We start from the raw sequence: 24,476 nt of genomic DNA, 5'->3' as shown, positions 1-24,476 counted from the left end.
ATCACAAATTCCATAGTTCAAAGGTATGATTAGGCGGGTGCTTAAGCAAGACCAGGGCAACTTATTGGTAATGCTGGTCATGCCCGAGCCGAATGGCAAGGGTGGGATTGAGCCTGAGGCCGTGGGGGTGGTTGGAAGAGCTTGCCTGCTTGAAGCCGAGGAGTTTTGCGAGGCGTAGCCGAACGCATTTGATGTCAAAATTTGCTCAAGACCAGTTAATGTGATACAATTTTTGCGCGAAATTTCTTTATTGTTTGTTCTTTAGGGTTAAGCCATGGATTTGAGTGAGAGGGTTGCTGTTCTAGAAGAAAGGACCCGTGTAAAGCCGAAATCTTTTCTTGACCATGTAAAAGAGTGGGGTGGCGTTTGCACGTTGATAGTAGCCTTACTCTATACCTTTCCATTGGGTGTTTGGGACAGATTTTATCTGACTAAAAAAGCTCGGGAGTCCGCAGAAATTCTTGAGTTACGAGAGGTGGCCCTCCAAGTTGCTAAGCTAGACGGTGACTGGGCACGTTCTGCAGGTTCAATTCCAACACCGGATTTACAAACAATGGCGAGCCGGGCGTATGGCGCGGAGAAAACGACCATATTGTCAGGAAAAATCGGAGCTTTAAGGAAATACAAGGATCGTTTAACCGCTCCTGAACTAGTTATGCTTGGTTACTCCATCTCGCAGATGAACAAACCGACGTTAACGGAAGAGCTTTATGCCACAGCTTTTGAGAAGGCGAAGGCAAACGGGAATACAGGATTATCAGCTGACATACTTAGGTTACGTGCGTTCGCTCTACTGAACTCAGTTGATGGGTTGAATCTTGAAAAGATGCGGGGTCTCTATAGTCAATCTGCAGCGTTATTGGCGCCGCTCGAAGCAGATAACTATGTCTTGCAAACAGCATTTAATCTATTCGAGTGGTCGCAAATCGAACTTGCAAAAGGAGACTGGATTTGTGGTGAGGTCCTTGTGGACATGGCGATACAAAAACTTGCTGACTTGCCACCTTTCAGCCCAATGGTCGTCCAGTACAAGCAGCAATTTGGAACGACGATGAACCAATATTCGCAACGCCCCAATCAACCAGCTAATGGCTGCCCTGATGAAGTGCTGGCAGAACTAAAATGATCCGGAACTTGTTTGATCTGCTTTCATTGCTTCAAATAGTCTTTTTCAGTTTATTCCTCATTTGGGCGACCAAGGTATCCGCTCAGGTCACTTACGACGGGTGTTACGACTATTTCGGTGTGCCGGTCGCTTCAGTTCCCTCAGCCGTCGATAACGTTGCCATAGCGACAATTCAAAACGGGAGCCCAGTTATTTTCTACAATCCACATGTCTTGTCCTCTTTCCACCCAGTCACCAGGCAATTTTGGTATTTTCATGAATGCGGTCATCATGCATTGGGACACTCTTTCGGTAACAACCCTCTAGTTAGAGAAAAAGAGGCAGATTGTTGGGCAATTCGCACTATGCAATCAATGGGGTTGTTAAATCAGCGGCGGATGGAAATAATCCAGAGCGACATTAGTCAACTTGCTGGTGACGGCTGGATTTATTTGCCAGGTCCGCAGCGCGCAATTAGTTTTAACTACTGTTAGTCTTTGGGGCGCGGTTTGCAGGCGATTGGATCGCGGATTTTCCGAATGAAAGCGCCAACATGGCCTCAGGCCGGGCCAAGCGGTTCCTGCAACGTCTGACCAACGACCGAGCACGTCAGATCCTTGTAGATGCGGTCGAAGATCCGGAACTGATGAAGGTACTCCTCGGCAGGCCGCTAAGCCTCAATGCGCCGAAGAACGAGCGGATATTGTCGCGGTATCTCACAGGGACCGTGGGGGCGATGCAGGGGGAGTAATGGAGTGTTCGCTTCTTCGCGAATTGCGCCTGATGGCAGCTTAGGAGGAATATGTTAGAGTTACCTGATCTATTCTTAGAATTCTTAAAGACTTTTTGGTTTAGCAGGGACAAGAGTTGTGGCGCAAAAAGAATCTTCGGTTAAGAAGCTTGAATTTGAAATTGAAAAACAGAAAATTTCAGCCCGCTATAACCTAGCGGTCACATTCCTAGGAACTTTCTTGGTAGCAGTTATTGGATCGTATCTGACTTTCGCTGAAAAGACTGAAAAGAATCAACAGGATTTCGATGGGGGGCATCGTGATTTTGTCGCCAAGTTCGTGGAAATTGCTATCGATGATGACATTGAGAGACGGCAAAGGTTGGCGCGTTACTTCGCATTTGTTACGTTAGACACAACTCAGAAAGGCCGATGGGAAGAGTATTCAAAGTACCTCGAAAATCTTGTTGAGGAAAACCCCACGCAAATCGCGAACCTAAGAGAGGAACTTGAGAGCGCGAGTAAGTCAGAGCGTGGGCTCTTGGAAGCTAGGATAGAGTTCTTAGAAAGACAGTTAGGCTCCAATCGACCGGGTGGTGTTTGCCCTGAAAATCCTGATGGTGTTAAGGTGGATAGGGATCTCACGAAGTTGCATCCGGCTCTACGGGAAAAGGTGGTTGATCTGCTTGCAAAGCTCGAAGCAGAACAGCTGCCGTTTCGCATCTTCGAGGCATATAGATCACCTCACCGGCAAAGACTGCTATACAATAAGGGCCGAGAAAGTTCGGGACCTATAGTGACCAATGGAAGGCCCTGGCAAAGCTTGCACAACTTTGGATTGGCGGTTGATCTAGTCAGATTCGAAGATGGGCGGTGGAACTGGATGGACTCATCGCCAGGCGAACGAGAGCAGTGGGCACGACTTCACGAACTAATGCGAGAATCAGGCTTGGAGCCAGTTCCTTATGAAAAACCCCATGCTCAATTGCCTGGAGTCAGTCTCACAAATCTGATGATTGGTCAGTATCCCGAAGGTGGTGATGTAAGCTGGAGCGAGAATTTGGCAGAAAACATCGCTTTATGGGCCGAATGTGATGGCATAACGTCTCCTGCGCTTCCCCCGTTATCGAATTTGCGTGGTGCGGAACAGTGATCCAAATTGATGCGCTAGCGGTCGAGACTATTGTCGAACGAGAAAACCGGGCTTCCTCCAATGAGACCTGAAAAATAATTCTTGCGCTAAGAAAACTGTTTCGACAACGAAGTTTAATCGTCTCATTCAATTGGGACCTTTATGGCCTACTTCTATCCTGGCCGAATGGTTGGTCGATCCGCAGCCGGTAGTCTGACCCAAGCTCAAATGCTCGAAATCACTCCGGGTCATCTTCTACTTCAGTCTGCCTAGTCGAGCTCTACTACTTCCATTACCTCACGCCAACCCATTGCACGACTCAGATGTTCCTGCAATGTTCTCTCGATGGTCAGACGCTCTACTCCCCAAAAGAAGATTGACGAAATCGCCTTCCCGATCCGGGTTAGGTTCAGGATACCGGAAGGGGGTTTAGGCCGCAGATTGGATCATCTGCACCGTTGGCTTGGCAACGAAATTGGCCCCGGTGAGTATGCCGTACATTCGTCGGCAGGTCTGGCTGCGGACGGCCTCGGCGTTTATCTGCGGGATGCCGAAGGCGCACGAGCGGTGGTTCAGGCTTTTCCTGATCTGGAACTTGCCGACGGAACACAGGGTCATGTCTACTCGTCTCCGGACCATAGAGGTATGGCGCAAGACTGGGAGGTTTTCGGCGTGTGTAATTTGTATTCGGTAACAAAGGGACAGGCGGCGATCAGGGCCTTGTTCGACAAAGTAGATGATCAGGCGGGCAACATGCCGCCACTACAGGGTATCTATCCTGACTACATGGCTCCTGTGGTCTGGAACGGCGAGGGCGGACGGGTGCTGTCGATGATGCGATGGGGCATGCCATCGCCCGCATTCGCCCTCAAGGGCAAGAAGACGGATCGAGGCGTCACAAATGTGCGCAACACTAAATCACCACACTGGCGTAGGTGGCTCGGCGTTGGCAACCGGTGCGTCGTGCCATTCACAGCCTTTTCTGAGCCGCACAACCGTCCTGGCAAGCCTTCAGAGCCTGTTTGGTTCGCTCTATCGGAGGATCAGCCATTGGCCTTCTTTGCTGGTATCTGGACGCAATGGACCTCTGTCCGAAAGCTCAAGGACGGAGAAACCACCGATAACCTCTATGGCTTTCTAACGACGGACGCGAATGCCGAGGTGGGCCAAATCCACCCCAAGGCCATGCCGGTCATTCTGACCACGGAGCAGGAGGTTGAAACCTGGCTCACAGCGGAAACTGAAGACGCTCTGATGCTTCAGCGCCCGCTTCCGGATGGATCACTCACGGTGATTGGACGCGGCAGTCAACCGCCCGAGGCTAAAGGGCGCTGACCCTCACCAGTGTTCACGCAAAGCGCGCAACATTAACCGGAAATTAACCCTAATTGCCGACTTTCTTCGGCAGAAGCAAATCCCCACCTATTCCACAACCATGCTTCTGTGCCTGCTGGGCTGATCGCTTCCTCCCAAGCGTAGTGTCTAGCGGGCGCAACCCATCCGAGAGGGTCAGGGCATCGCCAGCTTCGTCCCGCATTCCAGCCATTCACTACCAATTTGCCCGAGCGAATGCGTCGGATGACTGGTTTGTGCCCAAAGCAGTCGTTGGTAAGGCCCCTTTAATTCCACTTATAAGCCCATCACTTTCATTCATCATTTAAATCTCCCGAGAGTTGACGGAAATACTCTCTTACAGGCTCTCCTTCGACACCAATAATTTTATAAACACCAAATGTTCGCCACATAAGTTCTGCACTCAAGAAAACGACTAAGCACATTGGCAGCAACAACAGCAGCCATAGAGGAAGCGTCACAAAAATCAGAATATCTGGATTCAGCGGAACCATTTTCTTGAGTAATTCAAAAATAATTCCGACGACAGCCATGGCTAAAAACAAGAGGAATATGCCTACCAGCGAAGTAAGAAGTGGCCGTTTACCATAAAATTTTAGATAACTTTTTAAGGTTCTTTTCATTGATGCCCCCTGCAATCCTCCGACGTCGTTCGGCTACGTATTGTTCGACTAAAATGCTCGATTGACCGGTTTGAGCCCTTTCCCGACATAAGCTTACTAATTAAATCAGTTGCTCACGAAAAAGAAACGCTAGGTATTTAGTAATGGCAGAGTGGGAATTGACTAAAGAGCTTTCCGACGAGGAACAGCAGCGAAAGATAGAAATTCGGAGAAGCCCTGACGGCAAGCTATACAGGTTTTAGGTCATGCAGTGGTGGTCAGCATGCGACGAAGATGAGGGACTTTTGGGAAAAGGGTATTGGTCAAACAGCGAGATGTCTGGCTACTTCGGCAATCCTGACGATTGCGAACGTGAAGCTTGCGAAGCTTATCCGTGGTGCCTTTAGCGTCGAAGAGTATTTGGCCCTAGGAGGGGGTTGCAGGGCTCAATCGAACTTCCGCTCCGAGCCCATTTCGACCGAGCTGGTCACTAGACAAATACTCTGGTTCCGTGTTGAAAATGTGGTCATGAACTTTCTCAAGAAGCTCTTTGGAAACCAACAACCTAGTGCCACCGAGGATGCACTGATCCTGGTTTTTGTTCCCGCATTGGCAGCGGTCTTAAAGGCGGCAGAAGACAAAAAGGGTACACCGCTTGAAGAGCTTGAAGTTCTTTCGATACGAGATTCAGCCGTGTGCATGGCGGTGAAGACATCGACAGCGATAGAGATGGAAGCCAGTCGCGGTTACCGAGACATTCTCGCGGAAAACGCTTGGGAAGAATGGCAAGCATTACGAATGGAGCTGTGATTTCTTTGTTGCAGGGTCAACGGCAACTTTTGTCCGCGATGGAGTCACTCGGCTCTAGAATGCCCGAGTGAATACATCAGATGGCCGCTTGGAGCCCATACTTGCCAAGTTGCTGCGTTATGGCGAAGGTCGGGTCTTGTGACGAACTCTTGCGCCTTATTGTGATGCCGCTGAGAATGCCAACATGCCCCCAGAGACTTGGAAAAAATATCAAAGCATGGAGACCTATCGCATTGATGGCGAGCGGTTCTCGACGCTTGAAGAGTTTTACGAAGAGATCAGTCGTGTTCTCATTCCAAATGCCAGATGGGGTAATAACCTCGATGCCTTTAATGACGTTCTTCGTGGTGGCTTTGGCACACCGGATGAGGGCTTTATTCTAATCTGGGAAAACTCAGCAGTGTCGAAGAGGCGCTTGGGGTACCCAGAAACAGTAAGGATATTGGAGCGTCGGCTTGATCGCTGCCATCCAACTGCGCGCCGTTCGGTGAATAGACAATTGAGGGATGCGGGAAACAACAAGGGCGCTACTGTTTTCGACTGGTTGGTTGAAATCATCCGAGTGCATGGCGCTGGTGGAGAAGAGGCAGAGGACAATGTCATCTTGAAGCTTCGCTAGTCAAAGCGGACTTTGGGGAGCACTTTGCCAACGGCAGAAAAGTCCGCTGAACCGCCATTGAGTGCTTAATGGACCAACCGTTTGCGTCAGATGACGGCTCTGAGTCCGAAGTGGACACTGTAAATCGGCAAACTGCTACTCTAAATCCCTAACAACACTCATTTCTTCGCGTGATTTAACCAGAGATTGCGCTTGAATTCCGTCAGGCAGGTTTACAGTGCACAGGTGAAGTCCAATTCCAGCGGTAGCGTTCTTCATGTCATCCCATGTTGATTGTTCAAGCTGTACGTCGCGTATACCAAGGCATTTCAGAGTAATTTTAACGCCTTGCTTATCACGATAGACATCATCCTGCGCTTCAATCCTATTTTTTGCAATTTCATATGCTTCGTCTAGAGAACTTGCATTGTACATGACAATGTCGATGTGAAGTTCTTCTTCGATACAATTTTCTCGACGCTTGGACATAACATATTGGCAGGTAAAGATTGTCCATTCGGGTCGATGGTAAATTCTCATTTCTTTCCTAAACAACAATATGACGAACACAACCAGGGGTCACTATAGGCGTTTTCGTCTTCAAGTGAAGCAAAGGCCGCTTTGTCCGCAAAGCAGACATTCGAGCCCACGTCTTACTTCTTCAACCTCACCCCTGGTCCGCCGCCGTTTTCGGGTATGAATTCGAGTCCCTGACTAACGTACCAAGCCTCTATAACGGCGATTGTTGAGGCCTGTGGGCCGCGCTTATCGGGATCTGCTGCCGCCTCAATGCGAGAAACTGTGTTTGGAGTAACGCCAGTCGCTTCAGCAACATCTCTCACACCCACCTTCAACATTGCTCTTGCTGCTCTTGCCTGTTCGGGCGTCATGAATACCTCGTATCTTTTTAAATGCGTGGTATTGACAATTACCACGTTACTATATAAATACACTGTATCGATAATTTTAGCAAGGCGAGGACAATGCAATGAGCCACGCTATCAACCGCTCAGAAATCTTTTCCTTTGCTTGGACGCTAGCTCGTCAGGAACTGTTCAGCCGCCGTTTGCCTGTCATCAAACTCCACGAAGTGTTCCCCGATGCCCTGCGCCGTGCCTGGGCCGAGATGAAACGCCGGGCGGTCATCGCAGCCGAGCGCGCCAAGCAAGCTCTGCGCCCCTCTGCGGATCTCTGGGCCGAAATCCAGAACCTCGAAAACCGCACCACCTTAGGTCACGAGGGACTGGCCCGACTGTCCGAGTTGCGCAGTGCCTACTGCGCTTCCACGAAACGCGAGGCCGAGGAACAAGCCAAAGCGGAGATGGAAGCCAAGCGACGGATGATTGCCGCCGCCAAGGGCCGGTTTGTCTCCGTCACCTTCACCAAGAAGGACGGTAGCGAGCGGGTCATGCGCGTACAGCCTGCAACGCTCAAGTATCACCTCAAGGGCGATAGCGCCTCTGAGAGCGCCCGTAAGGCCGCACAGACCCGCGCTGAGCGTCATCCGCATCTGATGCCTGTCTGGGACGCCGACAAGGCCGCTGCCCGCTCTGTCAATCTGGCCACCATTTCCCGCATCGCCGTTGATGGCGCGGTGCATGAATTCCGGCCGCACTGAGTGGCCACATACCCAACCGGAGGAAAACCATGAATGCAGTTAATCACCCCAAGACAATCTCTGACCTTCGCGACGATGCAACTTTCCTGCACGGACTCTGCCAGGGTGTTGGTGTCCTCTACGATGAGGTCCAGAACGCATCCACACCGGCCAGCAACGCCACCCATGCACTCATCCACGAGGTGATTGCCAAAGCCGACCGCCTCTCGCAGGAACTTGATGAGCTGGATACCCCTAACCGGAGGGCGCAATCATGAACGCCGCAGTTACAAACCGCCGCCAGATGCTGCTAGGCCTTGCCGCCGCATCGACCGCTGCTGCAACAGTCACTGAGGCCAGCATCGCCGAAAACCCGGATCTGATCCGCATGGGCAATGAACTGCCTGCCATTGAAGCCGAACATGTCGCCGCCCGCGCCGAGGTGAAGCGGATTATCAGCAAGTACAGCCCGACGTGGCCTCGCGCACCGAAGGCGATTGTCCGGTATGGTACTGGTTGCCTCAAAGAACAGACGATTGATTTCAGGGGATATCCTCACGACATCAAGGGTTGTGGTGCAATACGTGTCGGCACCCCCGAGGTGTTTCGCCGCGAGGCAGAGTACGACGAGGGCGAGATTGCCCGCATTCTGAAAACCAAGAGCAAGCGCCGTCTCGGTATGGTCCAGAAGTCTTTGGAAGAAAATCGGGCTGCCATTCCCATTGCGCGCAAATATTGGGCCGAGGTGGATGCCATCCGAGATGCGTCGGGGATAGAGGCTGCACTTGAACGGCGAAGTGAGACCCGTGAGCGCCTGACAGAGCAGGTCAACGCCATTCTTGAATGCGAAGAACGCTCAATGCAGGGGGTACTTATCAAGGCGCAGGCACTTGTCGCCTTCAACAGCGTCGAGCCTTTCTATCGCTTCTTCGAATCCCGGTCGAAGGAATGGGGCAATCAGATTGCGTCTGCCATCTTCCGGCAGGCATCGCAGGAAAGGGGGTGAGATGACGTGCGGTGTCTGTCATCCCGAAGCCTTCCGTGAGGATAGCAAGCGAGTGTTTGGCTATGTGGCTGAACCCCGCAACGGACCAGCGGACATCAACGTGCGCCGGGCCTACTACGTCGGCGCCGAGCTCGTGATGACCGACATTCGAGAAGGCCGTGTGATGGACCGGCCCGGTTACAAGTTGCTGTGCAAGATCATGCGACCGGGTGACAAGCTGATCCTGGCCGATGAGAAGGCCATTGGCACCAAGCCTGCCTATGTCTCTGCGAACCTGGAAGCACTGGAGGCCCAAGGCGTTGAGGTCGCGCTTGTAAGCAAAGAGTATTGGGAAAGCTGAAGGTCCCGCCAGACACGAAAACGGGACCCTCACTCCTCCAATCCCTGTCACCAGAGACACGTCATCTAACGACAGAGAAATGAACCTGGAGTTACGCTGTTCGGTGAGTTTTAGAGGAATTTGAAAGAGGCCCCGAGGGCTGGAACTCGACGAGGCCTCTTACCATTAACCACTGCCAATCGTTACAACGCGAAGTAACCGCACGGATATGAATTTAGCGTTACTGGTATGGAGTATTTGTAGGGAAATGAAGAAGCCCCGCCGGGAGCGAGTGGCGAGGCTTCAGTACTAGCTTCAATGTCAAATGTGACACCGGCAATTAACAACAGAAACATGAACTTAGCGTTACCAACATTGGAGAAATCTGCATGCCCCTGACGATGGATGAATACGAATACCTGCGTGAGACGATGGAACAGGTGCAGGGCCTGGCCGGATTGGCCTACGAGAGAGCCAATGCCGAAACCGAGACACCGCTGCCGGTCGATGGTTTGCCTGTACTGCTGTTGGCTTTGGGTCGCGCCTGCGATGATGCAATTGCGGTCGCCGAGGGCATGGTGGAGGCCCCGCACAAAGGACAGTGAAGCGGGACCTCCAGACTGAAATTACTTTCAAGTCCATACAGAAGAATAAGCATACCGAATTGATCAAATTAAGACGGTTACAGGGCGAAATTACGCGGCTCCGAATGTTCCAAAGAAGTTGTACGGTAAGGCTATTTGAATGAACCATTATTCCATCAATCGTAACTGGTCCGACCAGTTCCTGCCGCAGATCAAGCGCATTGTCGGAAGCCACCTTCTGGAGACTTCGCCGGATCCGCTGGATTGGCACCAGGCCACCGACTTACTGATGCTGGATGCTCGTGACATGCGGATAGCCGCAAGGGTGCGCAGACCGGGATACGCCACCCAATACCCGCATCAGTTCACCATCCGCTCTCGCGTTGCCTCAGGGGCAGAGACGGAGCTTTCCAAGATTGTAAATGGTAAGGGCGATTGGTTGTTCTATGGTCATGCCAACGCCGCGCAGACGGCTATAGAGAGCTGGTATCTGATTGACCTGCGGGCATTCCGGGCGGGACTGATACGACAGGGTTCAGATGGGCTCGTCTGGGGCAACAAGACCAACGCCGACGGCACGCGGTTCACCTGGTTTGATATCAGGAGCTTTCCGGAGGAGCCGAGGTTGGTGGTGGCGAGGTCGAGCAACACCGGTACATGAAGCTAGTGCCACTCAATACCCATGTTATGAAAGTGATGCAGCTTTAACTTCGTTTTAACGACATACCGCTATCTTCAAGGGCGTCAAATTCTTTGGAGACACTCATGAAACCGATCCTTGTTGGATGCGCAGCGCTGCTATTACTTCCAGTTGCACAAGCAATCGCGCCCGATACCTTGTCGTTCCTTCCACTTGGGGGGAGCACAATTTCAGAAATCGGAATCGTGCTCGGCGCTTGCGTAGCGCTTGCAACCATTCGAGAGGTCATTGGGGATAGGGCAAATGAAAAAAACACGAGTGACCATAACTCTTGATCCTGATATTGAGTATTGGCTACGAGCTGGAGCAAAATCGGGATCTAAATCGCTTTCCGAAGTAGTGAGACAATGCCTCCGCGATTATGCTGAGACGAATCCAGAAAATATTTTGAGAACCGACAAGGCGCGGGAAAAATCAGAGGAAGCATGGAGGAGGAATAGACCTTCACCGGTTCTTGGAAATGCCTGCGACTAACATAGCAAAACCCAGCTGATCAATTTGATCCGAATTCTGAAAATCAGCAATTTGTCTCGCCGATAGGTTAAGGTCGTTTTCGACTTCTGAGTAAACAATCTGAACTAGAGGGTCGTAATCTGCTTCATTTCGTTTTTGTCGCATTGAGGCAAATTGACGAGCGAACGAAACAAAGTGATTAGGGAATTGATCGTTCGGTAAGCACCTGCAGCGATCAGCTAGCTTTTTATGCTCGGGAAAGCGATATAGAGCGCAATAAGCAGTGTTAACCAAAGTCGAACTACCCGCAGCCAAAAGCGGTGCTGACAATGACTCACAAATGCAATGAAACATAGCATAGTAAGTATCGCTAACGGCACGACGAAGATCAGCCTCGGTCCTATTTTCCGCGCGCCCGAAGCGCTGACGCGCTGAATTAATTAGCTGGCGACTAAGCTGCATTCAATTCAGGCGTATCTTCAGCTGAAATGTAGCTCAGCAAAGGAAGCGCTTCTTGATCTTCTTTACGGAGAATTTCCCAAAGCTCATTCGTCACTTTAGCCATCGTCTCTACGGGTAGTTCCTCAACATCCGTACTATAGACCACTTTCACTCGGATAATGCTTTCGCCATCTATATCTTCGTCATGACTAACAAGAATCTTCTCTACGTTTTTTGTTCCCAAGTGTTTGTGAATCACTTTTTCAATGTTGGTCATCTCATTTCTCCCGTACTCCAACCATCGCACATTTTTGGACTCATGGGAATCCCTTCTGGACTCATGTAGAAGCGGCATTAGCCACCATAGGCTCGCATTCGGAAGTAAACTTATCCCTACGAGGCTTAGAACAAGTTTTAAACGCAGTTCCACCTTGTCGGCGGGTAAATCGGCGGGATAAAACTAAGAAAAACGTATTTATGAAATAAAGTCAGTTGCTTAAATGGGAGATCTGGTGGAGCCTAGGGGGATCGAACCCCTGACCTCTTGCATGCCATGCAAGCGCTCTCCCAGCTGAGCTAAGGCCCCAAACCATCGACCCGTCGGATCGGTTCGCCGCTAATTAGGCAAAGCGGCAGGCGGGATCAAGTGGAAAATCCCGCCTTTTCGCGGTCAACTGTCGTCGTCATCCGCCGCGACGTCGGCGATTTCGTCCAGCGACACATCATCGTCGTCGTCATCGTCCAGCACATCATCGCCCAGATCGACGTCGACGTCGTCATCATCGTCCAGCACATCATCGGTGCTGTCGACATCCGCGTCCTTCATCTTCTTGGTCTCGGCATCCTCGGCATCCGCCGTGATCGACCGGCTTTTGCCGTTCTCAAGCTCGAACACTTCGCCCGTGTAGGGGTTGATGATCGGATCGGCATTCAGGTCGTAAAACCGCTTTCCGGTAGTGGGGCACAGGCGCTTGACGCCCCATTCTTCTTTGGGCATGGGTCATCCCTTTCAAATCTGAGGTCTTGTCGACGATCCGCGCCACCTGCCATAACGTGCGGCAGGTGTCAAAGGCTTTGAAGCCCGGCGGACAGGTTATTCAGGAGGCCATATGGGCCAACATCTTCTTCCCGGCAACCCCCCGGTCGAACTGACCCTGCGCCGGTCCGCCCGCGCGCGGCGGATTTCGCTGCGTGTCTCGGGGCTTGACGGGGCGGTGACACTGACCCTGCCGCGGGGTGTTTCCGAGGGCGAGGGGCTCAAATTTGCCCGCTCCAAGGGTGACTGGCTGCGGGCGCAGATCAGCGATCAGCCGGAGATTGTCACCGTCAGCTCAGGGATGGAAATCCCGGTTGAGGGAGAGATGCTGCGAATCATGCCCGGGACGGGCAAGCGCGTGGTGCCGGAGGGCGATGCGCTTCTGGTTCCCGGTCCCGAAGAGGCGATGGCATCGCGGCTGCAGGCATTCCTTAAGACGCTGGCCCGTGACCGACTGGCCACCGCATCAGATCGATACGCCGGTCTGATCGGTCGTCCGTATAGCCGCCTGACCCTGCGCGATACACGGTCGCGCTGGGGCTCCTGCACCGCCGCCGGTGGGCTCATGTATTCCTGGCGGCTTATCATGGCGCCGCCGGAGGTGCTGGACTACGTGGCGGCCCATGAGGTCGCGCATTTGCAGGAAATGAACCACTCTGCGGCCTTCTGGTCGTTGGTCGAACACCTTATGCCCGATTACCGCGATCCCCGCCAATGGCTGCGCAAAGAGGGCGGTGCCTTGCATCGCTACCGCTTCGGCGATTGACGTTCCTTGGTTTGTGATCACAAATAGGCCTCATGCTGATCAACCCTCGCCCGGATCCGTCCCCGTCGTCGCATGATCGCGTCTATCGCGGGCTGCGCACCCGCATCATGCATGGTGAGATTGCCCCCGGGCAGTCGCTCACCCTGCGCGGCGTCGGCGAAGAATTCAACGTGTCGATGACACCCGCCCGCGAGGCGATCCGCCGCCTGACCGCCGAGGGGGCATTGACCCTTTCGACGTCGGGGCGCGTGTCCACGCCCGATCTGAGCAACGACCGTATCGAAGAGCTTGCGGCCTTGCGCGCCCTGATCGAGGTGGAACTGGCCAGCCGCGCCTTGCCACGGGCGCATATCGCGCTGATCGACCGGCTGCAGAGCATCAACGGGCTGATCACCGAAAACATCTCGCGCCACGATGCGGTGGGGTATATCCGCCGCAATCTGGAGTTTCACCGGACTCTTTATCTACGTGCGCAGGCGCCGGCGATGTTGGCCATGGCGGAAACCGTCTGGCTGCAGCTTGGGCCGACGATGCGGGCGCTCTATGGCAAGCTCTCGCGCAAGGATCCGCCGCATTATCACCGGCTTATCATCGGCGCGCTCAAGGCCGGGGATGAACCCGGCCTTCGCCTTGCGGTGCGTTCCGACGTGACGCAGGGCCTCAAGATGCTGGTGGGATAGACCATCAATTCAGGCAAACGCCGCGGCGATAGGCCCCCACCTCGCGCACAACCTGCTGGGCCGTGGCCTCATGACGGATGCCGGACAGTTCGGATTTCAGCACGTTGATCATGAGGGTCTTGAGCCGTGTCACCCGGTAGCAGGCGATATCCGGTTCGGCATGGGCGTGGCCCACACCGCTGTCATCGGTTAGAAACAGATAGCGGCCCGATGTCATCGCCGCGGCCTGGCGCATCAAAATCTCGGCCTCGTCACCAACCCCGCTGGCCCCAAGCCCGTAAACCTGGATGTTGCGACGGGCGGCGGCGCGGGCGGCGTCAAGATACCGGTTCGCGTCGCGGCTATGGGGCGGGGCGTCGGCAATGTGGATCACGATACGCTCGCCCTTGCCCCGGCGCCAGTTGAGCGATACGGCGGATTGAAGTGCCGCGGCGGCAGCCTCGGGATAATCCCCGCCGCCATTTGCCCGCTGCCGGTCCAGCCAGCCTTGCATGGTCCGTGCCGACCCGGTGAAGCCCAGATTGCGCAACACATAGGCATCCCCGTGGTCGCGATAGGCCACGAGGCCATAGCGGATATCGACGCCGGGTGCTGCCCTGCGCGCGGTCTTCACGATCTCGCGCATTTCACGGGTCAGCCAGTCTAACTCGTCGCCCATACTTCCCGTGGTATCGACGACAAAGACAAGATCGAGGAAGGCGGGTTTCCATGCGGTGTTCCGTGCCAGTACGATCTTGTGCCGGGTTGGTCCTGTCCGCAGATCCCGGACCGTCGTGCCGTCCTGGTCCTCTGCAAAAAGCCGCAGTTCAACATTTTGGGGCTGTCCGGCGCCGAGAGCCTTGGGGAAGGCATTGATATGCCCGTCGACCCCCGAATAGCCGGTATGGAACGGCTCCTTCGCCCCGGGTTTGCGCAGCGTGTAGTAGACCCCGGGCGCAGGCTTGCCATCAGGTCCCGACAATTGCACCAGCACCGGCCGGGAGAACGGTCTTTCCGACCCGCCCTTGCGTTTCAGGTAGGACCGGAACGCGGCGAAGTTGCGGGTGTCGTCAATATCACCGGCGGTCACAATACCGGCCCGGGGCGGCCGGTGGGGGTGGCTGGGCGCAATGCGGGCCGAGGATATCGCCGCCGGTTCGGCGTCGACCATGACGGGTTCTGCCAGAACGGGACTGGCGCTTGTCCCCTCGGACGTCTTGGCCAGCCTTGTGTCGCCTGGGCCACCGGCGGCGCAGGCGGACAACAGGCCGAGACCGGCCAAAAGGACAAACGGCAAGTGATAATCGCGGCTCAACATCGGGCACCTCGTTAAAAATGTGTAAATTGCACATATTATGGATTCGGCTTTCTTGTCCAGGATTAATGTGCAAAAAGCACATATGAGTGATTTCCTTGATACGCTGCTGGCCCCGCTTGCCCGGTTGATGATCGCGCGCGGGGTGCTGTTTTCGGAACTGTCAGAGCGGCTGAAAGCGCATTACGTGGTCGAAGCGATGCGGTTGTCCGAGGGCAAAGCCACCGATAGCCGCCTGTCGGTGATGACCGGGCTGCAACGGCGCGACGTGGCGCGTTTGCGCGGGTTCGAGCCGAAACCGACCAAGACCGGCCACCTCACCCGCCTGGTCGCGCTTTGGCAGACCGAAGACGGATACCATGACGATGGCGACCCGCGTGACCTCGCACGCTCCGGCGATGCGCCGTCCTTCGACGCGCTGGCGCGGCTTGTTCGGCGCGATGTCCATCCCCGTACGATGCTGGACGCGCTGGCGGAGACCGGAACGATCGAGCTTGCCGATGACGGACAGACCGTCCGACTCCTGTCGCGGTCTTATCAACCCCATGCGGGCAGCGCGGAACAGGTCGCCTACCTGGCGCAAAATGTAGGTGATCACCTGTCGGCTGCGACGGGTAACGTGACCGGTATGGACCCGGTTTTTGAACGTGCAGTGCATTATGGCGGTCTGTCCGAAGATCAGGTCAAGATGCTCGAGGACCGCCATGCAGCGTTACAGATGGCGGTGTTGCAGGAGCTTAACGCCCTGGCCGCGACATTCGAAAAAACCAGTGACAGGCCACAGCGTTTCCGCGCGGGCGCGTATTTCTACAAGACCGGGGAGACCGACGCATGACAGGCCGCACCACATCCGCAATCTTCGCTCTTTTGCTGCTGGCCGCATGTGCCCCGGCGCCGATGGAGGAAGCCATTCTGGCCGAACCCGCGCCGGTGATCGCGGCTGAACCCGCCGGTGATGCGGCGCCATCGGCCCGCAAATTGGACCCGTCGGCGGAATGTGCATCCGGCAATGATGGCATCGGCGGTACCGGCTGTCCGCAGATCGACTAAGACCGCGTGACGGTCCGCCTTATGCGGCGAGGCCCTTGTCGCCCATGTTCAGGAATTTCTGCCGCCGGTCCTTGACCAGATCTTCGCGCGATTGATTGCCGAGTTCTTTCAGCATTGCCGAGATTGCCTTGCCCACGTCGGCAATGGCTTTCTTCGGATCGCGATGCGCGCCGCCCATCGGCTCGTTGATGATCCGGTCGGCCACACCGAGCTTGGTCAGATCCTGCGCGGTCAGGCGCAGCGCCTCCGCCGCTTCGCGCATCTTTTCCGCGTCTTTCCACAGGATCGAGGCGCAGCCTTCGGGCGAGATCACCGAATAGATCGAATGCTCCAACATCGCCACGCGGTTGGCCGAGGCAAAGGCCACCGCCCCGCCGGAGCCGCCTTCGCCGATCACGACCGAAATCAGCGGCACCCCGATCTGAAGGCATTTTTCCGTGGCGCGAGCAATCGCCTCGGACTGGCCGCGTTCCTCGGCGCCCTTGCCCGGATAGGCGCCGGGCGTGTCCACCAAAGTCACCACCGGCAGGTTGAACTTGTCGGCCAGTTCCATCAGGCGGATCGCCTTGCGGTACCCCTCGGGGCGGGCCATGCCGAAATTGCGCTCGATCCGGCTTTTGGTGTCGGCCCCCTTTTCGTGGCCGATCACCACCACCGGTGTGTCGTCCAGCCGCGCGAGCCCGCCCATCACCGCCAGATCGTCGGCAAAGTTCCGGTCCCCGGCGAGGGGGGTATACTCGCTGAAAAGCTGCTCGATATAGTCCCGGCAATGGGGCCGTTCGGGGTGACGCGCCACCTGGCATTTCCGCCAGGGCGTCAGATCCTTGTAAAGATCGCGCAGCAGATCTGCGGCCTTTTTGTCGAGTGCGGTCGCCTCGGCCTCGACATCCATCTCCTCGTTGGTCCGCGCCAACGCGCGCAGCTCTTCGGCCTTGCCTTCAATCTCGGCCAGGGGCTTTTCGAAGTCGAGGTAATTGGTCATCGCGGTCTCCAGCTTCTGCGCATGGATATATGGCGGCATGGGCCGGGATTTGCAATCACAACCGGGCCAGACCCGCGCGCAATGCCAGTTCCGGCGAGGACAGCACCGGGCAGGGCAAATCCGCCAACCATTCTGCCGCTCCGGCCATGGATGCCTGCGCCAGCACGATGCAACCCATGCCGGGGTGTTGGCTCACGCGATCGCGCACGGCTTCGGCAATTGCACGAGCGAAAGCCTCGGTCTCACCGGTCTCAAAAAGCGGCCAAAGCCCGGTCAGCGGCAGCAACTCAATCGTGGCCCTGTTGCCCGCCCTTAGCATCGCGGTCTCAAGCAACTCCCGGCTTGGCTGCACGGTGCTTTCGAGGCAATAGATCATCAGGACAGAGCCACCGGTTTCTGCCGCCGCCCGCATCATCGGCTGGTCAATGCGGATTGCACCGGCGGCCTCGGCCAGCGGGCCGATGGTCGTACAGGTGCAGATGGCCGGTTGACGGGCGCCCGAGATCTCGCGCCGGATCTCATCGGCGAGGTCCGGGTCAATCCCGTTTCGCGCGCGGACGAGCCAGCTGGTCCGGATATTGTGGTGCATCGCCACGCCGGGCGCGATCCGGTCGCGGAGCGCATCAAACGTGTCGCCATGCACCAGCGCGGTGTGAAAAAACGTCAGGATTCGGGGCATTGCGCCCTCCGCCGGTCAACCTTCTGCGGGCCATAACACGGGGATGAGCGTCGCCACCAGCAAAAGCGCCATCAGCAAGTTGAAGACCCGCAGCCGGGCGGGGCTTTTCAGTATGCGCCGCATTTGCTGGCCCAGGACGGTCCACCCGGTGGTGCTCAAGAACGAGACGCAGACATAGACGCCTGCCACCCACATCACCGCGGGCAAATCCCGGCTGCTGGCGTAGAGGGTGATGGCCGAAAGCGCCATGCTCCACGCCTTGGGGTTCACCCATTGAAATGCCGCCGATTGCAGGAAGGTCAGCGGTTTGCCCTCGGTTGCGGCCTCTTGCGGGGGCGCGGCATTGGCGATCTTCCACGCGAGGTACAAGAGATAGGCGACGCTGAACACCTTGAGGATCGTGTAGCTCATCGGCCAGAGGTCAAAGACCTGCATGATCCCGATCCCCACCAGGAAAATCATCGTCGGAAACCCGATCCCGATGCCCAGCATATGCGGCAAAGTCCGCCGGAACCCGAAATTCGCCCCCGAGGCCATCAGCATCAGGTTATTCGGCCCCGGCGTGATGACGGTCACGAAGGCGAAGGTGAAAAGCGCGGAGAGAAGTTCGATTGTCATTGTCGTTGTCCGGGGTGATTTCGGGAAACCTTATGCGGCAGTGGGCGCATTGGAATTGCGAAGTTTTGCGTTGAGGCAGAAGATGTGCAACTAAATGCGGCCATGGATCAAATTGACGACAATATATTGCACGAGCTGTCACGCGATGGTCGGATCAGCAACCTTGACCTGGCGGAAAAGGTGGGTCTGTCGCCGTCGGCTTGCCTGCGCCGAGTCGCATCGCTGGAAAAGCGCGGCGTGATCGAAGGCTATCGCGCGGTCCTGAACCGTCCGGCGATGGGGGTGGGGTTTGTGGCCTTTGCCGCCGTGGGTCTCAACTCCCACACCAAGTCCAGTCAGCAGGCGTTTGAACGCGCCATGGCCGTCGCCCCCGAGGTGGTCGAATGCCACAACATTACCGGCGCGGTCGAATACCTGCTCCGGATCGAGGTCGCAGACCTGCCGGCCTACAAGGCGTTCCACACCGACGTGGTGGGTACCCTGCCGCAAGTGGCGTCGATTACCTCCTACGTTGTGATGGGCTCACCCAAGGATCTGCGCGGCTGAATCGCTGGGGTTGGAACCCGGCCCGCGACCGCTTATGTAGGCGGGCCGCTGGACAGGTATGCAGCGCCCCGATAGGACAAGACCCATGGCCAAGCCGAAGGACAATCCGAACTACAAAGTCATCGCCGAAAACCGGCGGGCGCGGTATGATTATGCCATCGAGGACGATATCGAATGCGGCATCATTCTCGAAGGGTCGGAGGTCAAATCCCTGCGCGCGGGTGGGTCCAACATTGCCGAAAGCTATGCTGCGGTGGATGAGGGTGAGCTGTGGCTCATCAACAGCTACATCGCGCCTTACGATCAGGCCAAGACCTTCACCCATGACGAAAAACGTCGCCGCAAGCTCCTGGTGTCCAAGAAGGAAATGTCGCGCCTGTGGAACGACACGCAACGCAAGGGCATGACGCTTGTGCCGCTGGTGCTCTATTTCAACCATCGCGGCCTGGCCAAGCTCAAGATCGGCATCGCCAAGGGCAAGAAGAATGTCGACAAACGCGCGACCGAGGCCAAGCGCGACTGGAACCGCCAGAAGCAACGCCTGCTGCGTCACGGAGAGTAGGCCTCGGTTTTTCCCCTTAGGTCCGCATGGGCGGTTTTGCTACGCTCTCTCCACCGGAGGGGATGGGTCAGTCTTCGGCTGATAAAACGTGTAACGGCCCGACAGGAAGGAAGCGTAATGGAACTTCTGATCAGTCTGATCGCGGGTGCCGTCGGCGGTAACGTGGCTGGGGGCCTTCTGAAAAAAGCCAATCTGGGCGTGTTGCTGAACTCGGTGGCGGGGATCGTCGGTGGCGGCCTCGGCGGTCAGATCCTTTCGGCGCTCGGTGCGGGTGGTGCAGCCGCTGGCGGCACGGATTTGGGTGCTATTATCGGGCAGATTGCCTCGGGCGGCGTCGGCGGGGGTGTGCTGCTTGCCGTCGTGGGTCTCATCAAGAACGCCATGGCAAAATAACGCCCAAACCGGGCGCTTGTGTCCCAGCGCCCGGCCTTGCCCTTCACGCCCCCGGGTTGTAGGCAGGACGCAGCAAAAACGGGGGCATCCATGGCAAATGATGATCCGAAAACACTGGTTTCGACCGACTGGCTTGGCGCGCATCTGAAAGATCCCGATCTGCGCGTGCTGGATGGAACGTGGTTCATGCCGGGTGATGAGCGCGACGCAAAAAGCGCCTTCGAGGCGGCGCATGTTCCCAACGCCCGTTTCTTCGACATTGACGATATCAGCGACCATCGTTCCGAGTTGCCGCATATGGTGCCGCCGGTCGAGAAATTCATGTCCCGACTGCGGGCGATGGGTGTCGGCGACGGGCACCAGGTCGTGGTTTATGACCAGATCGGCTTGATGTCGGCGGCGCGTGTCTGGTGGCTTTTCAAGCTGATGGGGCAAGAGAACATCGCCGTGCTCGACGGCGGCCTGCCGAAATGGATGGCCGAAGAGCGCCCGATCGAAGACCTCCCGCCTATTGTCCGTGATCGTCACATGACCGTTCGCCGGCAGAATCAGATGGTCAAGGATGTGACACAGGTCTCCTCGGCATCGAAACTGGGTGATTATGAAATCCTCGATGCTCGCTCGGCGGGTCGGTTCCGGGGCGAAGCGCCAGAGCCGCGCGAAGGGCTTCGGGGAGGGCACATTCCGGGGTCGAAATCCGTTCCCTTCACCGAGCTTCTGACCAAGAACAACACGATGAAAGCGCCCGATGCGCTGCGCGAGGTGTTCGCGGCGGCCGGGGTCGATATGTCGAAACCGGTTATCACGAGCTGCGGTTCCGGCATCACGGCGGCGATCATCAACCTCGCGCTGGAGCGGGTCGGCAAGACCGACCATGCGCTTTATGACGGTTCCTGGACGGAATGGGGGGCCTATCCGACAATGCCCGTGGCGACCGGGGACGCATGACATGGTCCTCAAAGAGGTCGCGACCTATCTTATCCGGCGGGCCGAGCGGCGGATTGGTGTAACCCTCGACTATGTCCACCGGATCGCCCGGACCGACATCAAACTGCTGACGCGCTACAATCGTCTTTTTGGGTTTCTCGACCCCCGAAATCACACCCCGCCGCTGGCCTATCATGCTGCCCGGCTGCGCGGTGCGCTGGCGGCCGATTGCGGCACTTGTGTCGAGGCCGAGATCAACCTGGCCCGCAAAGCTGGCATCGACATGCAGCAGATCGACCACCTGCTTGCGGCGGATTACGCGCAACTCCCGGCGGAAGTGGCCGCCGTTGCAACGCTTGCCGACGCCGTGACGCTGCACCGGATGGATGACCCGGACGCCCGGGCGGTGGTTCAGGATGCCTACGGTGACGCTGGCCTGATCGAGCTGAGCTTTGCCATGAATGGCGCTACCCTTCTGCCCGGTATCAAACGGGCAATGGGACACGCCACAGCCTGCGATCTGACGCTCCTTCGCAAGAAAGCCTGACACCTGTTCGACCCGGCGCCTTGCCGAAACCCCGCTCAACGAAAGATGCCTCAAATGATGCTGAATGCACTCTCGACACAACCCGCTGACAAAATCCTCGCCCTGATGCAGGCGTTTCGCGCCGACCCGCGCGAGGACAAGATCGACCTTGGCGTCGGCGTTTACAAAGATGCCGACGGTCACACCCCGATCATGCGCGCAATCAAGGCGGCTGAACAAAAGCTCTGGGAACAGGAAACCACCAAGAGCTATGTGGCGTTGGCGGGCGATCCGGGCTTTACCGACGCGATGCGGGATCTTCTTTTGGGTGAGGCCGTTGCGGCGGATTGCGTGGCTGCAGCGGCGACACCCGGCGGGACCGGCGCTGTGCGCCTGGCGTTCGAATTGGCGCGCATGGCCAATCCCGATCTGCGGGTCTGGGTGTCCGATCCGACCTGGCCCAACCATGTCAGCATTCTGAAACATCTTGGGATCGACACGCAAAGCTATCGCTATTTCGACGATGCCACCTGCGCGGTGGATTTCGACGGGATGATGGCTGATTTGGCAGACATCCGCACCGGTGATCTGGTGCTGCTGCACGGTTGCTGCCACAATCCGACCGGTGCCAACCTGAACCTGACGCAATGGCAAGCAGTGATTGATTTGCTGAACCGCACGGGCGCTATGCCGATGATCGACATCGCCTATCAGGGCTTCGGCGATGGCCTCGACGAAGATGCCGCCGCGACCCGCCTTGTGGCCGCAAACTGCCCCGAGACCCTGATCGCCGGGAGCTGTTCCAAGAATTTCGGCATTTATCGCGAACGTACCGGCATTTTGATGACCGTCACGCAGGATGCTGGGCTGCGCGCGGTGGCGCAGGACAATCTCAATTCGCTCAACCGGCTGACCTATTCCTTCCCGCCCGATCACGGTGCGCGCTTGGTGACGATGGTCTTGCAGGATGAGGCCCTGCGCGCCGATTGGCAGGCCGAGCTTGAGGAGGTCCGCACCGGCATGCTTGCCCTGCGTCAGCAACTGGCGGACGAGCTGCGTGTCTTGTCCGGCTCCGACCGGTTCGGATTTCTGGCGCAACATCGTGGCATGTTCTCGCGCCTTGGCGTCACCCCGGAGATCGTCGAAAAACTGCGCGCCGATCACGGGATTTATATGATCGGGGACAGCCGGATGAACATCGCGGGCCTCAACCGCGACACCGTGCCGATCCTAGCGAGGGCCATTATCGAAGTAGGCGGCTGAGCGGACAAAGCGGCCGCTCGATCACCATTGAAACAGAGGGCATCGTCTGACCGTGGGTGGGCGTACCCAGGTGGTTCATCGTGCTTTATGGTCACGTATACCTCCACCAGTTGTTCGGATTGAAACGGCGACGAAGCGCCCGCCCATGGGGCGGTGCTGCGCGGTCTTGATTCCGGGCTGGTGCAACGTCCTCTATGGGTGGCTCCTGCATCGCAAGCGTTTTTGGCGATAACTGCGGTCATTTTGTCAGTATTGTCGTCTGTCCGGCCTGTTTGTGCGGCGGTGTTCCGCTGGCCTTGATGAATTCCGCGAGCGAGGTTCCAATCGGCTTGTCGACCTTAGACCTTAGAAGAGGGCCGCTGACATTCCCGGAGTTTCCTTGCTGTTGGTTGACCTACTTCCGCATCATCACTTCAACGTCTTGCATCTCGTGGGCAGCTGGTGCGCTTAGAACGCTGGCTGCCTGTATTCCTGTTTCTTGGTTAGCATCGCCCGGATGGCCCGGGCGGCCTTGTTTGCCATTGTAATTGTCGCCAAGCGGAATGGTTTGTCCGCAATGATCTTCGCCGTCCGCAGATCCACCTTCTCTGGCGAACGTTTGGCCATGACTGCGCACGATGTCATGCCGACGACCAACAGTTTGCGAATATAGCGGTCACCCGCCTGGTAATCTTGCCCAGACGTTCCTTTCCACCACTGGGCTTGTTGAGAGGGATCAACCCCAGCCACGCCGCCAGATCGCGTCCGGTCCGGAACTGTTTTGCATCGCCAATCGTTGCGACGATAGCTGACGCGGTGATCGACCCAATCCCTGGCATGCGCGTTAGTCGGCGTGCGTCTGCATTCAATAGGACATGTTGTTCGATCATCTTCGAATAGCCTTCGATGCGCGCGTTCAAGCCGATGAACTGATAGCACCGGATACCGAGCATGCCGCTGGCGATCTCAGGCATGTCCGAGTTGTCACCATCAAGGTGACGCTTTGCAAAGGCCGTTACCGCTTCGATCCCGATGGGCAAGATATGCCCAACTCACGCAAAAAGGCTGCGGATCATGTTGGCTATCTGGGTGCGCCGCTGGACCGCCAGATCCCGTGCGCAGTGAATGGACAAAATAGCCTGCTGTTCTTCAGTCTTGGTATCTACGAAGCGTATTGTTGGGCGCCGAACTGCTTCGCAGATTGTTTCGGCATCCACGGCGTCGTTCTTACCGCGTTTCACATACGGTTTGACGTAACCGGCGGGCATGAGCTTCACATCATCGCCAAGCTTGCACAACTGGCGACCCCAGTAGATGGGACGACCCACAGGCGTCCATCCCAACCCTGCAGGGCGGAAGCGTCTCAAAGAAGGCCAGCAGCTTCGCGCTTTTGATGGCCTTGTTGAAGATGACACGGCCATTCTCCGAAATGCCGTGCACTTGAAATACATCCTTGGCCAGATCGAGGCCGACGGTCTTTACTGTCATTGGGTGGCTCCTTTCCTAGCAGTCGTTGATAACTGCACTTTGGCACATTCGATGCCGGTGGAGCAGGAGCCACCCACCTCAGCCGCTTTGGGCCGTCAGCATTGGAGTTGATAGGTCTCCCCGAAATGATGCTACGAATGCTCTAACGTCGGCACCGAGCCCCGACACGGTCTTTTCTTTCTTGCGCTGCACACGCTCGCAGCACGAAAGTTGCTGCAGTTGCTCAGATTTCTGCGCTGCTTTGCATTGGGAAGACC

The 24,476-nt window shown here is 56.4% G+C and carries 32 protein-coding genes, 1 tRNA gene and 1 pseudogene; 23 read left to right on the top strand and 11 right to left on the bottom strand.

Annotation, left to right across the window (positions count from 1 at the left end):
- The first annotated feature begins 274 nt into the window (after nt 1-274).
- From RBB29_RS11080 to RBB29_RS11060, 5 genes are all read left to right on the top strand, one after another.
- Nucleotides 275-1,126, top strand: coding sequence for a hypothetical protein (locus tag RBB29_RS11080; protein ID WP_306114195.1), 852 nt, complete (start codon nt 275-277; stop codon nt 1,124-1,126).
- A gap of 8 nt (nt 1,127-1,134) precedes the next feature.
- Nucleotides 1,135-1,599 carry a hypothetical protein gene (locus RBB29_RS11075; protein WP_306114196.1) on the top strand — a complete coding sequence of 155 codons (465 nt, stop codon included), beginning with the start codon at nt 1,135-1,137 and terminating at the stop codon, nt 1,597-1,599.
- 59 nt (nt 1,600-1,658) lie between these two features.
- On the top strand, nt 1,659-1,856 hold the full coding sequence (locus tag RBB29_RS11070; RefSeq protein ID WP_306114197.1) for a hypothetical protein: 198 nt from the start codon (nt 1,659-1,661) through the stop codon (nt 1,854-1,856).
- Nucleotides 1,857-1,974: 118 nt separating this feature from the next.
- Complete coding sequence (locus tag RBB29_RS11065; protein WP_306114198.1) at nt 1,975-2,988, top strand: M15 family metallopeptidase; 1,014 nt, start codon at nt 1,975-1,977, stop codon at nt 2,986-2,988.
- Between the two features lie 420 nt (nt 2,989-3,408).
- Nucleotides 3,409-4,302 carry an SOS response-associated peptidase gene (locus RBB29_RS11060; protein ID WP_371931478.1) on the top strand — a complete coding sequence of 298 codons (894 nt, stop codon included), beginning with the start codon at nt 3,409-3,411 and terminating at the stop codon, nt 4,300-4,302.
- 311 nt (nt 4,303-4,613) lie between these two features.
- On the opposite strand, the gene RBB29_RS11055 is transcribed toward RBB29_RS11060, so the two are convergent.
- Nucleotides 4,614-4,943: a hypothetical protein gene (locus RBB29_RS11055; protein ID WP_306114199.1), complete on the bottom strand. Its 330-nt coding sequence runs from the start codon at nt 4,941-4,943 to the stop codon at nt 4,614-4,616.
- A 273-nt stretch (nt 4,944-5,216) separates the two neighbouring features.
- On the opposite strand from RBB29_RS11055, the gene RBB29_RS11050 reads away from it, so the two are divergent.
- Both RBB29_RS11050 and RBB29_RS11045 read left to right on the top strand, forming a co-directional pair.
- Nucleotides 5,217-5,732 (top strand): hypothetical protein, encoded by a 516-nt coding sequence (locus RBB29_RS11050; protein WP_306114200.1) that lies wholly within the window; start codon nt 5,217-5,219, stop codon nt 5,730-5,732.
- A gap of 184 nt (nt 5,733-5,916) precedes the next feature.
- The gene (locus RBB29_RS11045; RefSeq protein ID WP_306114201.1) at nt 5,917-6,351 is read left to right on the top strand and encodes a barstar family protein; all 435 of its coding nucleotides are present in this window, start codon (nt 5,917-5,919) and stop codon (nt 6,349-6,351) included.
- A 135-nt stretch (nt 6,352-6,486) separates the two neighbouring features.
- Here the strand turns inward: RBB29_RS11045 and RBB29_RS11040 are convergent, their stop codons facing one another.
- Together RBB29_RS11040 and RBB29_RS11035 are read right to left on the bottom strand one after the other, a co-directional pair.
- On the bottom strand, nt 6,487-6,819 hold the full coding sequence (locus RBB29_RS11040; RefSeq protein WP_306114202.1) for a DUF4288 domain-containing protein: 333 nt from the start codon (nt 6,817-6,819) through the stop codon (nt 6,487-6,489).
- Between the two features lie 164 nt (nt 6,820-6,983).
- Complete coding sequence (locus tag RBB29_RS11035; RefSeq protein ID WP_306114203.1) at nt 6,984-7,220, bottom strand: helix-turn-helix transcriptional regulator; 237 nt, start codon at nt 7,218-7,220, stop codon at nt 6,984-6,986.
- A gap of 98 nt (nt 7,221-7,318) precedes the next feature.
- On the opposite strand from RBB29_RS11035, the gene RBB29_RS11030 reads away from it, so the two are divergent.
- The 6 genes from RBB29_RS11030 (at nt 7,319) to RBB29_RS11005 (ending at nt 10,497) form a co-directional block, all read left to right on the top strand.
- Nucleotides 7,319-7,948 (top strand): hypothetical protein, encoded by a 630-nt coding sequence (locus tag RBB29_RS11030; RefSeq protein WP_306114204.1) that lies wholly within the window; start codon nt 7,319-7,321, stop codon nt 7,946-7,948.
- 29 nt (nt 7,949-7,977) lie between these two features.
- Nucleotides 7,978-8,205, top strand: a complete 228-nt coding sequence (locus RBB29_RS11025) for a hypothetical protein (protein ID WP_306114205.1) — start codon at nt 7,978-7,980, stop codon at nt 8,203-8,205.
- Entirely contained in the window at nt 8,202-8,933 is a 732-nt protein-coding gene (locus RBB29_RS11020; protein WP_306114206.1) for a hypothetical protein, read from the top strand. The genes RBB29_RS11025 and RBB29_RS11020 overlap by 4 nt, the downstream gene beginning before the upstream one ends.
- Nucleotide 8,934: 1 nt before the next feature.
- Complete coding sequence (locus tag RBB29_RS11015) at nt 8,935-9,273, top strand: hypothetical protein (protein WP_306114207.1); 339 nt, start codon at nt 8,935-8,937, stop codon at nt 9,271-9,273.
- A 368-nt stretch (nt 9,274-9,641) separates the two neighbouring features.
- Nucleotides 9,642-9,857, top strand: a complete 216-nt coding sequence (locus RBB29_RS11010; protein ID WP_306114208.1) for a hypothetical protein — start codon at nt 9,642-9,644, stop codon at nt 9,855-9,857.
- A gap of 139 nt (nt 9,858-9,996) precedes the next feature.
- Nucleotides 9,997-10,497 carry a hypothetical protein gene (locus RBB29_RS11005; protein ID WP_306114209.1) on the top strand — a complete coding sequence of 167 codons (501 nt, stop codon included), beginning with the start codon at nt 9,997-9,999 and terminating at the stop codon, nt 10,495-10,497.
- A 943-nt stretch (nt 10,498-11,440) separates the two neighbouring features.
- Here the strand turns inward: RBB29_RS11005 and RBB29_RS11000 are convergent.
- The 3 genes from RBB29_RS11000 to RBB29_RS10990 all read right to left on the bottom strand — a co-directional run bounded on the left by RBB29_RS11000 (nt 11,441) and on the right by RBB29_RS10990 (nt 12,427).
- Nucleotides 11,441-11,707, bottom strand: a complete 267-nt coding sequence (locus tag RBB29_RS11000) for a hypothetical protein (RefSeq protein ID WP_306114211.1) — start codon at nt 11,705-11,707, stop codon at nt 11,441-11,443.
- A gap of 233 nt (nt 11,708-11,940) precedes the next feature.
- Nucleotides 11,941-12,016: transfer RNA gene (locus tag RBB29_RS10995), tRNA-Ala, on the bottom strand.
- 84 nt (nt 12,017-12,100) lie between these two features.
- Nucleotides 12,101-12,427 (bottom strand): TIGR02300 family protein, encoded by a 327-nt coding sequence (locus tag RBB29_RS10990; RefSeq protein WP_306114212.1) that lies wholly within the window; start codon nt 12,425-12,427, stop codon nt 12,101-12,103.
- Between the two features lie 112 nt (nt 12,428-12,539).
- Between RBB29_RS10990 and RBB29_RS10985 the strand changes: the two genes are divergently transcribed.
- Nucleotides 12,540-13,232, top strand: a complete 693-nt coding sequence (locus RBB29_RS10985) for a M48 family metallopeptidase (protein WP_306114213.1) — start codon at nt 12,540-12,542, stop codon at nt 13,230-13,232.
- A gap of 32 nt (nt 13,233-13,264) precedes the next feature.
- The gene (locus RBB29_RS10980; RefSeq protein ID WP_306114214.1) at nt 13,265-13,912 is read left to right on the top strand and encodes a GntR family transcriptional regulator; all 648 of its coding nucleotides are present in this window, start codon (nt 13,265-13,267) and stop codon (nt 13,910-13,912) included.
- 4 nt (nt 13,913-13,916) lie between these two features.
- Here the strand turns inward: RBB29_RS10980 and RBB29_RS10975 are convergent, their stop codons facing one another.
- Nucleotides 13,917-15,209, bottom strand: a complete 1,293-nt coding sequence (locus tag RBB29_RS10975) for a vWA domain-containing protein (RefSeq protein WP_306114215.1) — start codon at nt 15,207-15,209, stop codon at nt 13,917-13,919.
- Between the two features lie 82 nt (nt 15,210-15,291).
- Here RBB29_RS10975 and RBB29_RS10970 point away from each other — a divergent pair, with 82 nt between their 5' ends.
- Together RBB29_RS10970 and RBB29_RS10965 are read left to right on the top strand one after the other, a co-directional pair.
- Nucleotides 15,292-16,041, top strand: coding sequence for a DUF6502 family protein (locus RBB29_RS10970; RefSeq protein ID WP_306114216.1), 750 nt, complete (start codon nt 15,292-15,294; stop codon nt 16,039-16,041).
- On the top strand, nt 16,038-16,256 hold the full coding sequence (locus RBB29_RS10965; RefSeq protein WP_306114217.1) for a hypothetical protein: 219 nt from the start codon (nt 16,038-16,040) through the stop codon (nt 16,254-16,256). The genes RBB29_RS10970 and RBB29_RS10965 overlap by 4 nt, the downstream gene beginning before the upstream one ends.
- A 19-nt stretch (nt 16,257-16,275) precedes the next feature.
- Here RBB29_RS10965 and RBB29_RS10960 read toward each other — a convergent pair whose 3' ends face one another.
- The 3 genes from RBB29_RS10960 to RBB29_RS10950 are packed head-to-tail and all read right to left on the bottom strand — an operon-like array spanning nt 16,276 to nt 18,535.
- Nucleotides 16,276-17,238, bottom strand: coding sequence for an acetyl-CoA carboxylase carboxyltransferase subunit alpha (locus tag RBB29_RS10960; RefSeq protein WP_306114369.1), 963 nt, complete (start codon nt 17,236-17,238; stop codon nt 16,276-16,278).
- Between the two features lie 55 nt (nt 17,239-17,293).
- A complete protein-coding gene (locus tag RBB29_RS10955) occupies nt 17,294-17,917 on the bottom strand; it encodes a hypothetical protein (protein WP_306114218.1) in 624 nt (207 codons plus the stop codon).
- Between the two features lie 15 nt (nt 17,918-17,932).
- A complete protein-coding gene (locus RBB29_RS10950; protein WP_306114219.1) occupies nt 17,933-18,535 on the bottom strand; it encodes a LysE family translocator in 603 nt (200 codons plus the stop codon).
- 102 nt (nt 18,536-18,637) lie between these two features.
- Here RBB29_RS10950 and RBB29_RS10945 point away from each other — a divergent pair, with 102 nt between their 5' ends.
- From RBB29_RS10945 to RBB29_RS10920, 6 genes are all read left to right on the top strand, one after another.
- Nucleotides 18,638-19,081 (top strand): Lrp/AsnC family transcriptional regulator, encoded by a 444-nt coding sequence (locus RBB29_RS10945; protein WP_306114220.1) that lies wholly within the window; start codon nt 18,638-18,640, stop codon nt 19,079-19,081.
- An 85-nt stretch (nt 19,082-19,166) separates the two neighbouring features.
- Nucleotides 19,167-19,643: an SsrA-binding protein SmpB gene (smpB, locus tag RBB29_RS10940; RefSeq protein WP_306114221.1), complete on the top strand. Its 477-nt coding sequence runs from the start codon at nt 19,167-19,169 to the stop codon at nt 19,641-19,643.
- Nucleotides 19,644-19,760: 117 nt separating this feature from the next.
- Complete coding sequence (locus RBB29_RS10935) at nt 19,761-20,036, top strand: hypothetical protein (protein ID WP_306114222.1); 276 nt, start codon at nt 19,761-19,763, stop codon at nt 20,034-20,036.
- A 90-nt stretch (nt 20,037-20,126) separates the two neighbouring features.
- Nucleotides 20,127-20,984 (top strand): 3-mercaptopyruvate sulfurtransferase, encoded by an 858-nt coding sequence (gene sseA / locus RBB29_RS10930; protein ID WP_306114223.1) that lies wholly within the window; start codon nt 20,127-20,129, stop codon nt 20,982-20,984.
- Between the two features lies 1 nt (nt 20,985).
- Nucleotides 20,986-21,510: a hypothetical protein gene (locus tag RBB29_RS10925; RefSeq protein WP_306114224.1), complete on the top strand. Its 525-nt coding sequence runs from the start codon at nt 20,986-20,988 to the stop codon at nt 21,508-21,510.
- A gap of 57 nt (nt 21,511-21,567) precedes the next feature.
- On the top strand, nt 21,568-22,752 hold the full coding sequence (locus RBB29_RS10920) for an amino acid aminotransferase (RefSeq protein WP_306114370.1): 1,185 nt from the start codon (nt 21,568-21,570) through the stop codon (nt 22,750-22,752).
- A 447-nt stretch (nt 22,753-23,199) separates the two neighbouring features.
- Here the strand turns inward: RBB29_RS10920 and RBB29_RS10915 are convergent.
- A pseudogene (locus RBB29_RS10915) lies at nt 23,200-24,219 on the bottom strand (IS110 family transposase).
- Between the last annotated feature and the right edge of the window lie 257 nt (nt 24,220-24,476).

This window comes from Roseovarius sp. MMSF_3359 (genome assembly GCF_030733385.1).
GTDB lineage: Bacteria > Pseudomonadota > Alphaproteobacteria > Rhodobacterales > Rhodobacteraceae > Roseovarius.
The sequence above is the reverse complement of the archived record's forward strand: the minus strand, read 5'-3'. Positions and strand labels throughout refer to the sequence as shown.

What these genes read in the sequence shown, in the direction of transcription:
- RBB29_RS11040 (WP_306114202.1), bottom strand. Translation starts at nt 6,819, where the DNA reads ATGTCCAAGCGTCGAGAAAATTGTATCGAAGAAGAACTTCACATCGAC.
- RBB29_RS11025 (WP_306114205.1), top strand. Translation starts at nt 7,978, where the DNA reads ATGAATGCAGTTAATCACCCCAAGACAATCTCTGACCTTCGCGACGAT.
- RBB29_RS10990 (WP_306114212.1), bottom strand. Translation starts at nt 12,427, where the DNA reads ATGCCCAAAGAAGAATGGGGCGTCAAGCGCCTGTGCCCCACTACCGGA.
- RBB29_RS10920 (WP_306114370.1), top strand. Translation starts at nt 21,568, where the DNA reads ATGCTGAATGCACTCTCGACACAACCCGCTGACAAAATCCTCGCCCTG.
- RBB29_RS11005 (WP_306114209.1), top strand. Translation starts at nt 9,997, where the DNA reads ATGAACCATTATTCCATCAATCGTAACTGGTCCGACCAGTTCCTGCCG.
- RBB29_RS10960 (WP_306114369.1), bottom strand. Translation starts at nt 17,238, where the DNA reads ATGACCAATTACCTCGACTTCGAAAAGCCCCTGGCCGAGATTGAAGGC.
- RBB29_RS11045 (WP_306114201.1), top strand. Translation starts at nt 5,917, where the DNA reads ATGCCCCCAGAGACTTGGAAAAAATATCAAAGCATGGAGACCTATCGC.
- RBB29_RS11080 (WP_306114195.1), top strand. Translation starts at nt 275, where the DNA reads ATGGATTTGAGTGAGAGGGTTGCTGTTCTAGAAGAAAGGACCCGTGTA.
- smpB (WP_306114221.1), top strand. Translation starts at nt 19,167, where the DNA reads ATGGCCAAGCCGAAGGACAATCCGAACTACAAAGTCATCGCCGAAAAC.
- RBB29_RS10955 (WP_306114218.1), bottom strand. Translation starts at nt 17,917, where the DNA reads ATGCCCCGAATCCTGACGTTTTTTCACACCGCGCTGGTGCATGGCGAC.
- RBB29_RS11030 (WP_306114204.1), top strand. Translation starts at nt 7,319, where the DNA reads ATGAGCCACGCTATCAACCGCTCAGAAATCTTTTCCTTTGCTTGGACG.
- RBB29_RS11010 (WP_306114208.1), top strand. Translation starts at nt 9,642, where the DNA reads ATGCCCCTGACGATGGATGAATACGAATACCTGCGTGAGACGATGGAA.
- RBB29_RS10975 (WP_306114215.1), bottom strand. Translation starts at nt 15,209, where the DNA reads ATGTTGAGCCGCGATTATCACTTGCCGTTTGTCCTTTTGGCCGGTCTC.
- RBB29_RS10980 (WP_306114214.1), top strand. Translation starts at nt 13,265, where the DNA reads ATGCTGATCAACCCTCGCCCGGATCCGTCCCCGTCGTCGCATGATCGC.
- RBB29_RS11070 (WP_306114197.1), top strand. Translation starts at nt 1,659, where the DNA reads ATGGCCTCAGGCCGGGCCAAGCGGTTCCTGCAACGTCTGACCAACGAC.
- RBB29_RS11000 (WP_306114211.1), bottom strand. Translation starts at nt 11,707, where the DNA reads ATGACCAACATTGAAAAAGTGATTCACAAACACTTGGGAACAAAAAAC.
- RBB29_RS11035 (WP_306114203.1), bottom strand. Translation starts at nt 7,220, where the DNA reads ATGACGCCCGAACAGGCAAGAGCAGCAAGAGCAATGTTGAAGGTGGGT.
- RBB29_RS10970 (WP_306114216.1), top strand. Translation starts at nt 15,292, where the DNA reads ATGAGTGATTTCCTTGATACGCTGCTGGCCCCGCTTGCCCGGTTGATG.
- sseA (WP_306114223.1), top strand. Translation starts at nt 20,127, where the DNA reads ATGGCAAATGATGATCCGAAAACACTGGTTTCGACCGACTGGCTTGGC.
- RBB29_RS10985 (WP_306114213.1), top strand. Translation starts at nt 12,540, where the DNA reads ATGGGCCAACATCTTCTTCCCGGCAACCCCCCGGTCGAACTGACCCTG.
- RBB29_RS11050 (WP_306114200.1), top strand. Translation starts at nt 5,217, where the DNA reads ATGAGGGACTTTTGGGAAAAGGGTATTGGTCAAACAGCGAGATGTCTG.
- RBB29_RS10945 (WP_306114220.1), top strand. Translation starts at nt 18,638, where the DNA reads ATGGATCAAATTGACGACAATATATTGCACGAGCTGTCACGCGATGGT.
- RBB29_RS10950 (WP_306114219.1), bottom strand. Translation starts at nt 18,535, where the DNA reads ATGACAATCGAACTTCTCTCCGCGCTTTTCACCTTCGCCTTCGTGACC.
- RBB29_RS11055 (WP_306114199.1), bottom strand. Translation starts at nt 4,943, where the DNA reads ATGAAAAGAACCTTAAAAAGTTATCTAAAATTTTATGGTAAACGGCCA.
- RBB29_RS11015 (WP_306114207.1), top strand. Translation starts at nt 8,935, where the DNA reads ATGACGTGCGGTGTCTGTCATCCCGAAGCCTTCCGTGAGGATAGCAAG.
- RBB29_RS10925 (WP_306114224.1), top strand. Translation starts at nt 20,986, where the DNA reads ATGGTCCTCAAAGAGGTCGCGACCTATCTTATCCGGCGGGCCGAGCGG.
- RBB29_RS10935 (WP_306114222.1), top strand. Translation starts at nt 19,761, where the DNA reads ATGGAACTTCTGATCAGTCTGATCGCGGGTGCCGTCGGCGGTAACGTG.
- RBB29_RS10965 (WP_306114217.1), top strand. Translation starts at nt 16,038, where the DNA reads ATGACAGGCCGCACCACATCCGCAATCTTCGCTCTTTTGCTGCTGGCC.
- RBB29_RS11020 (WP_306114206.1), top strand. Translation starts at nt 8,202, where the DNA reads ATGAACGCCGCAGTTACAAACCGCCGCCAGATGCTGCTAGGCCTTGCC.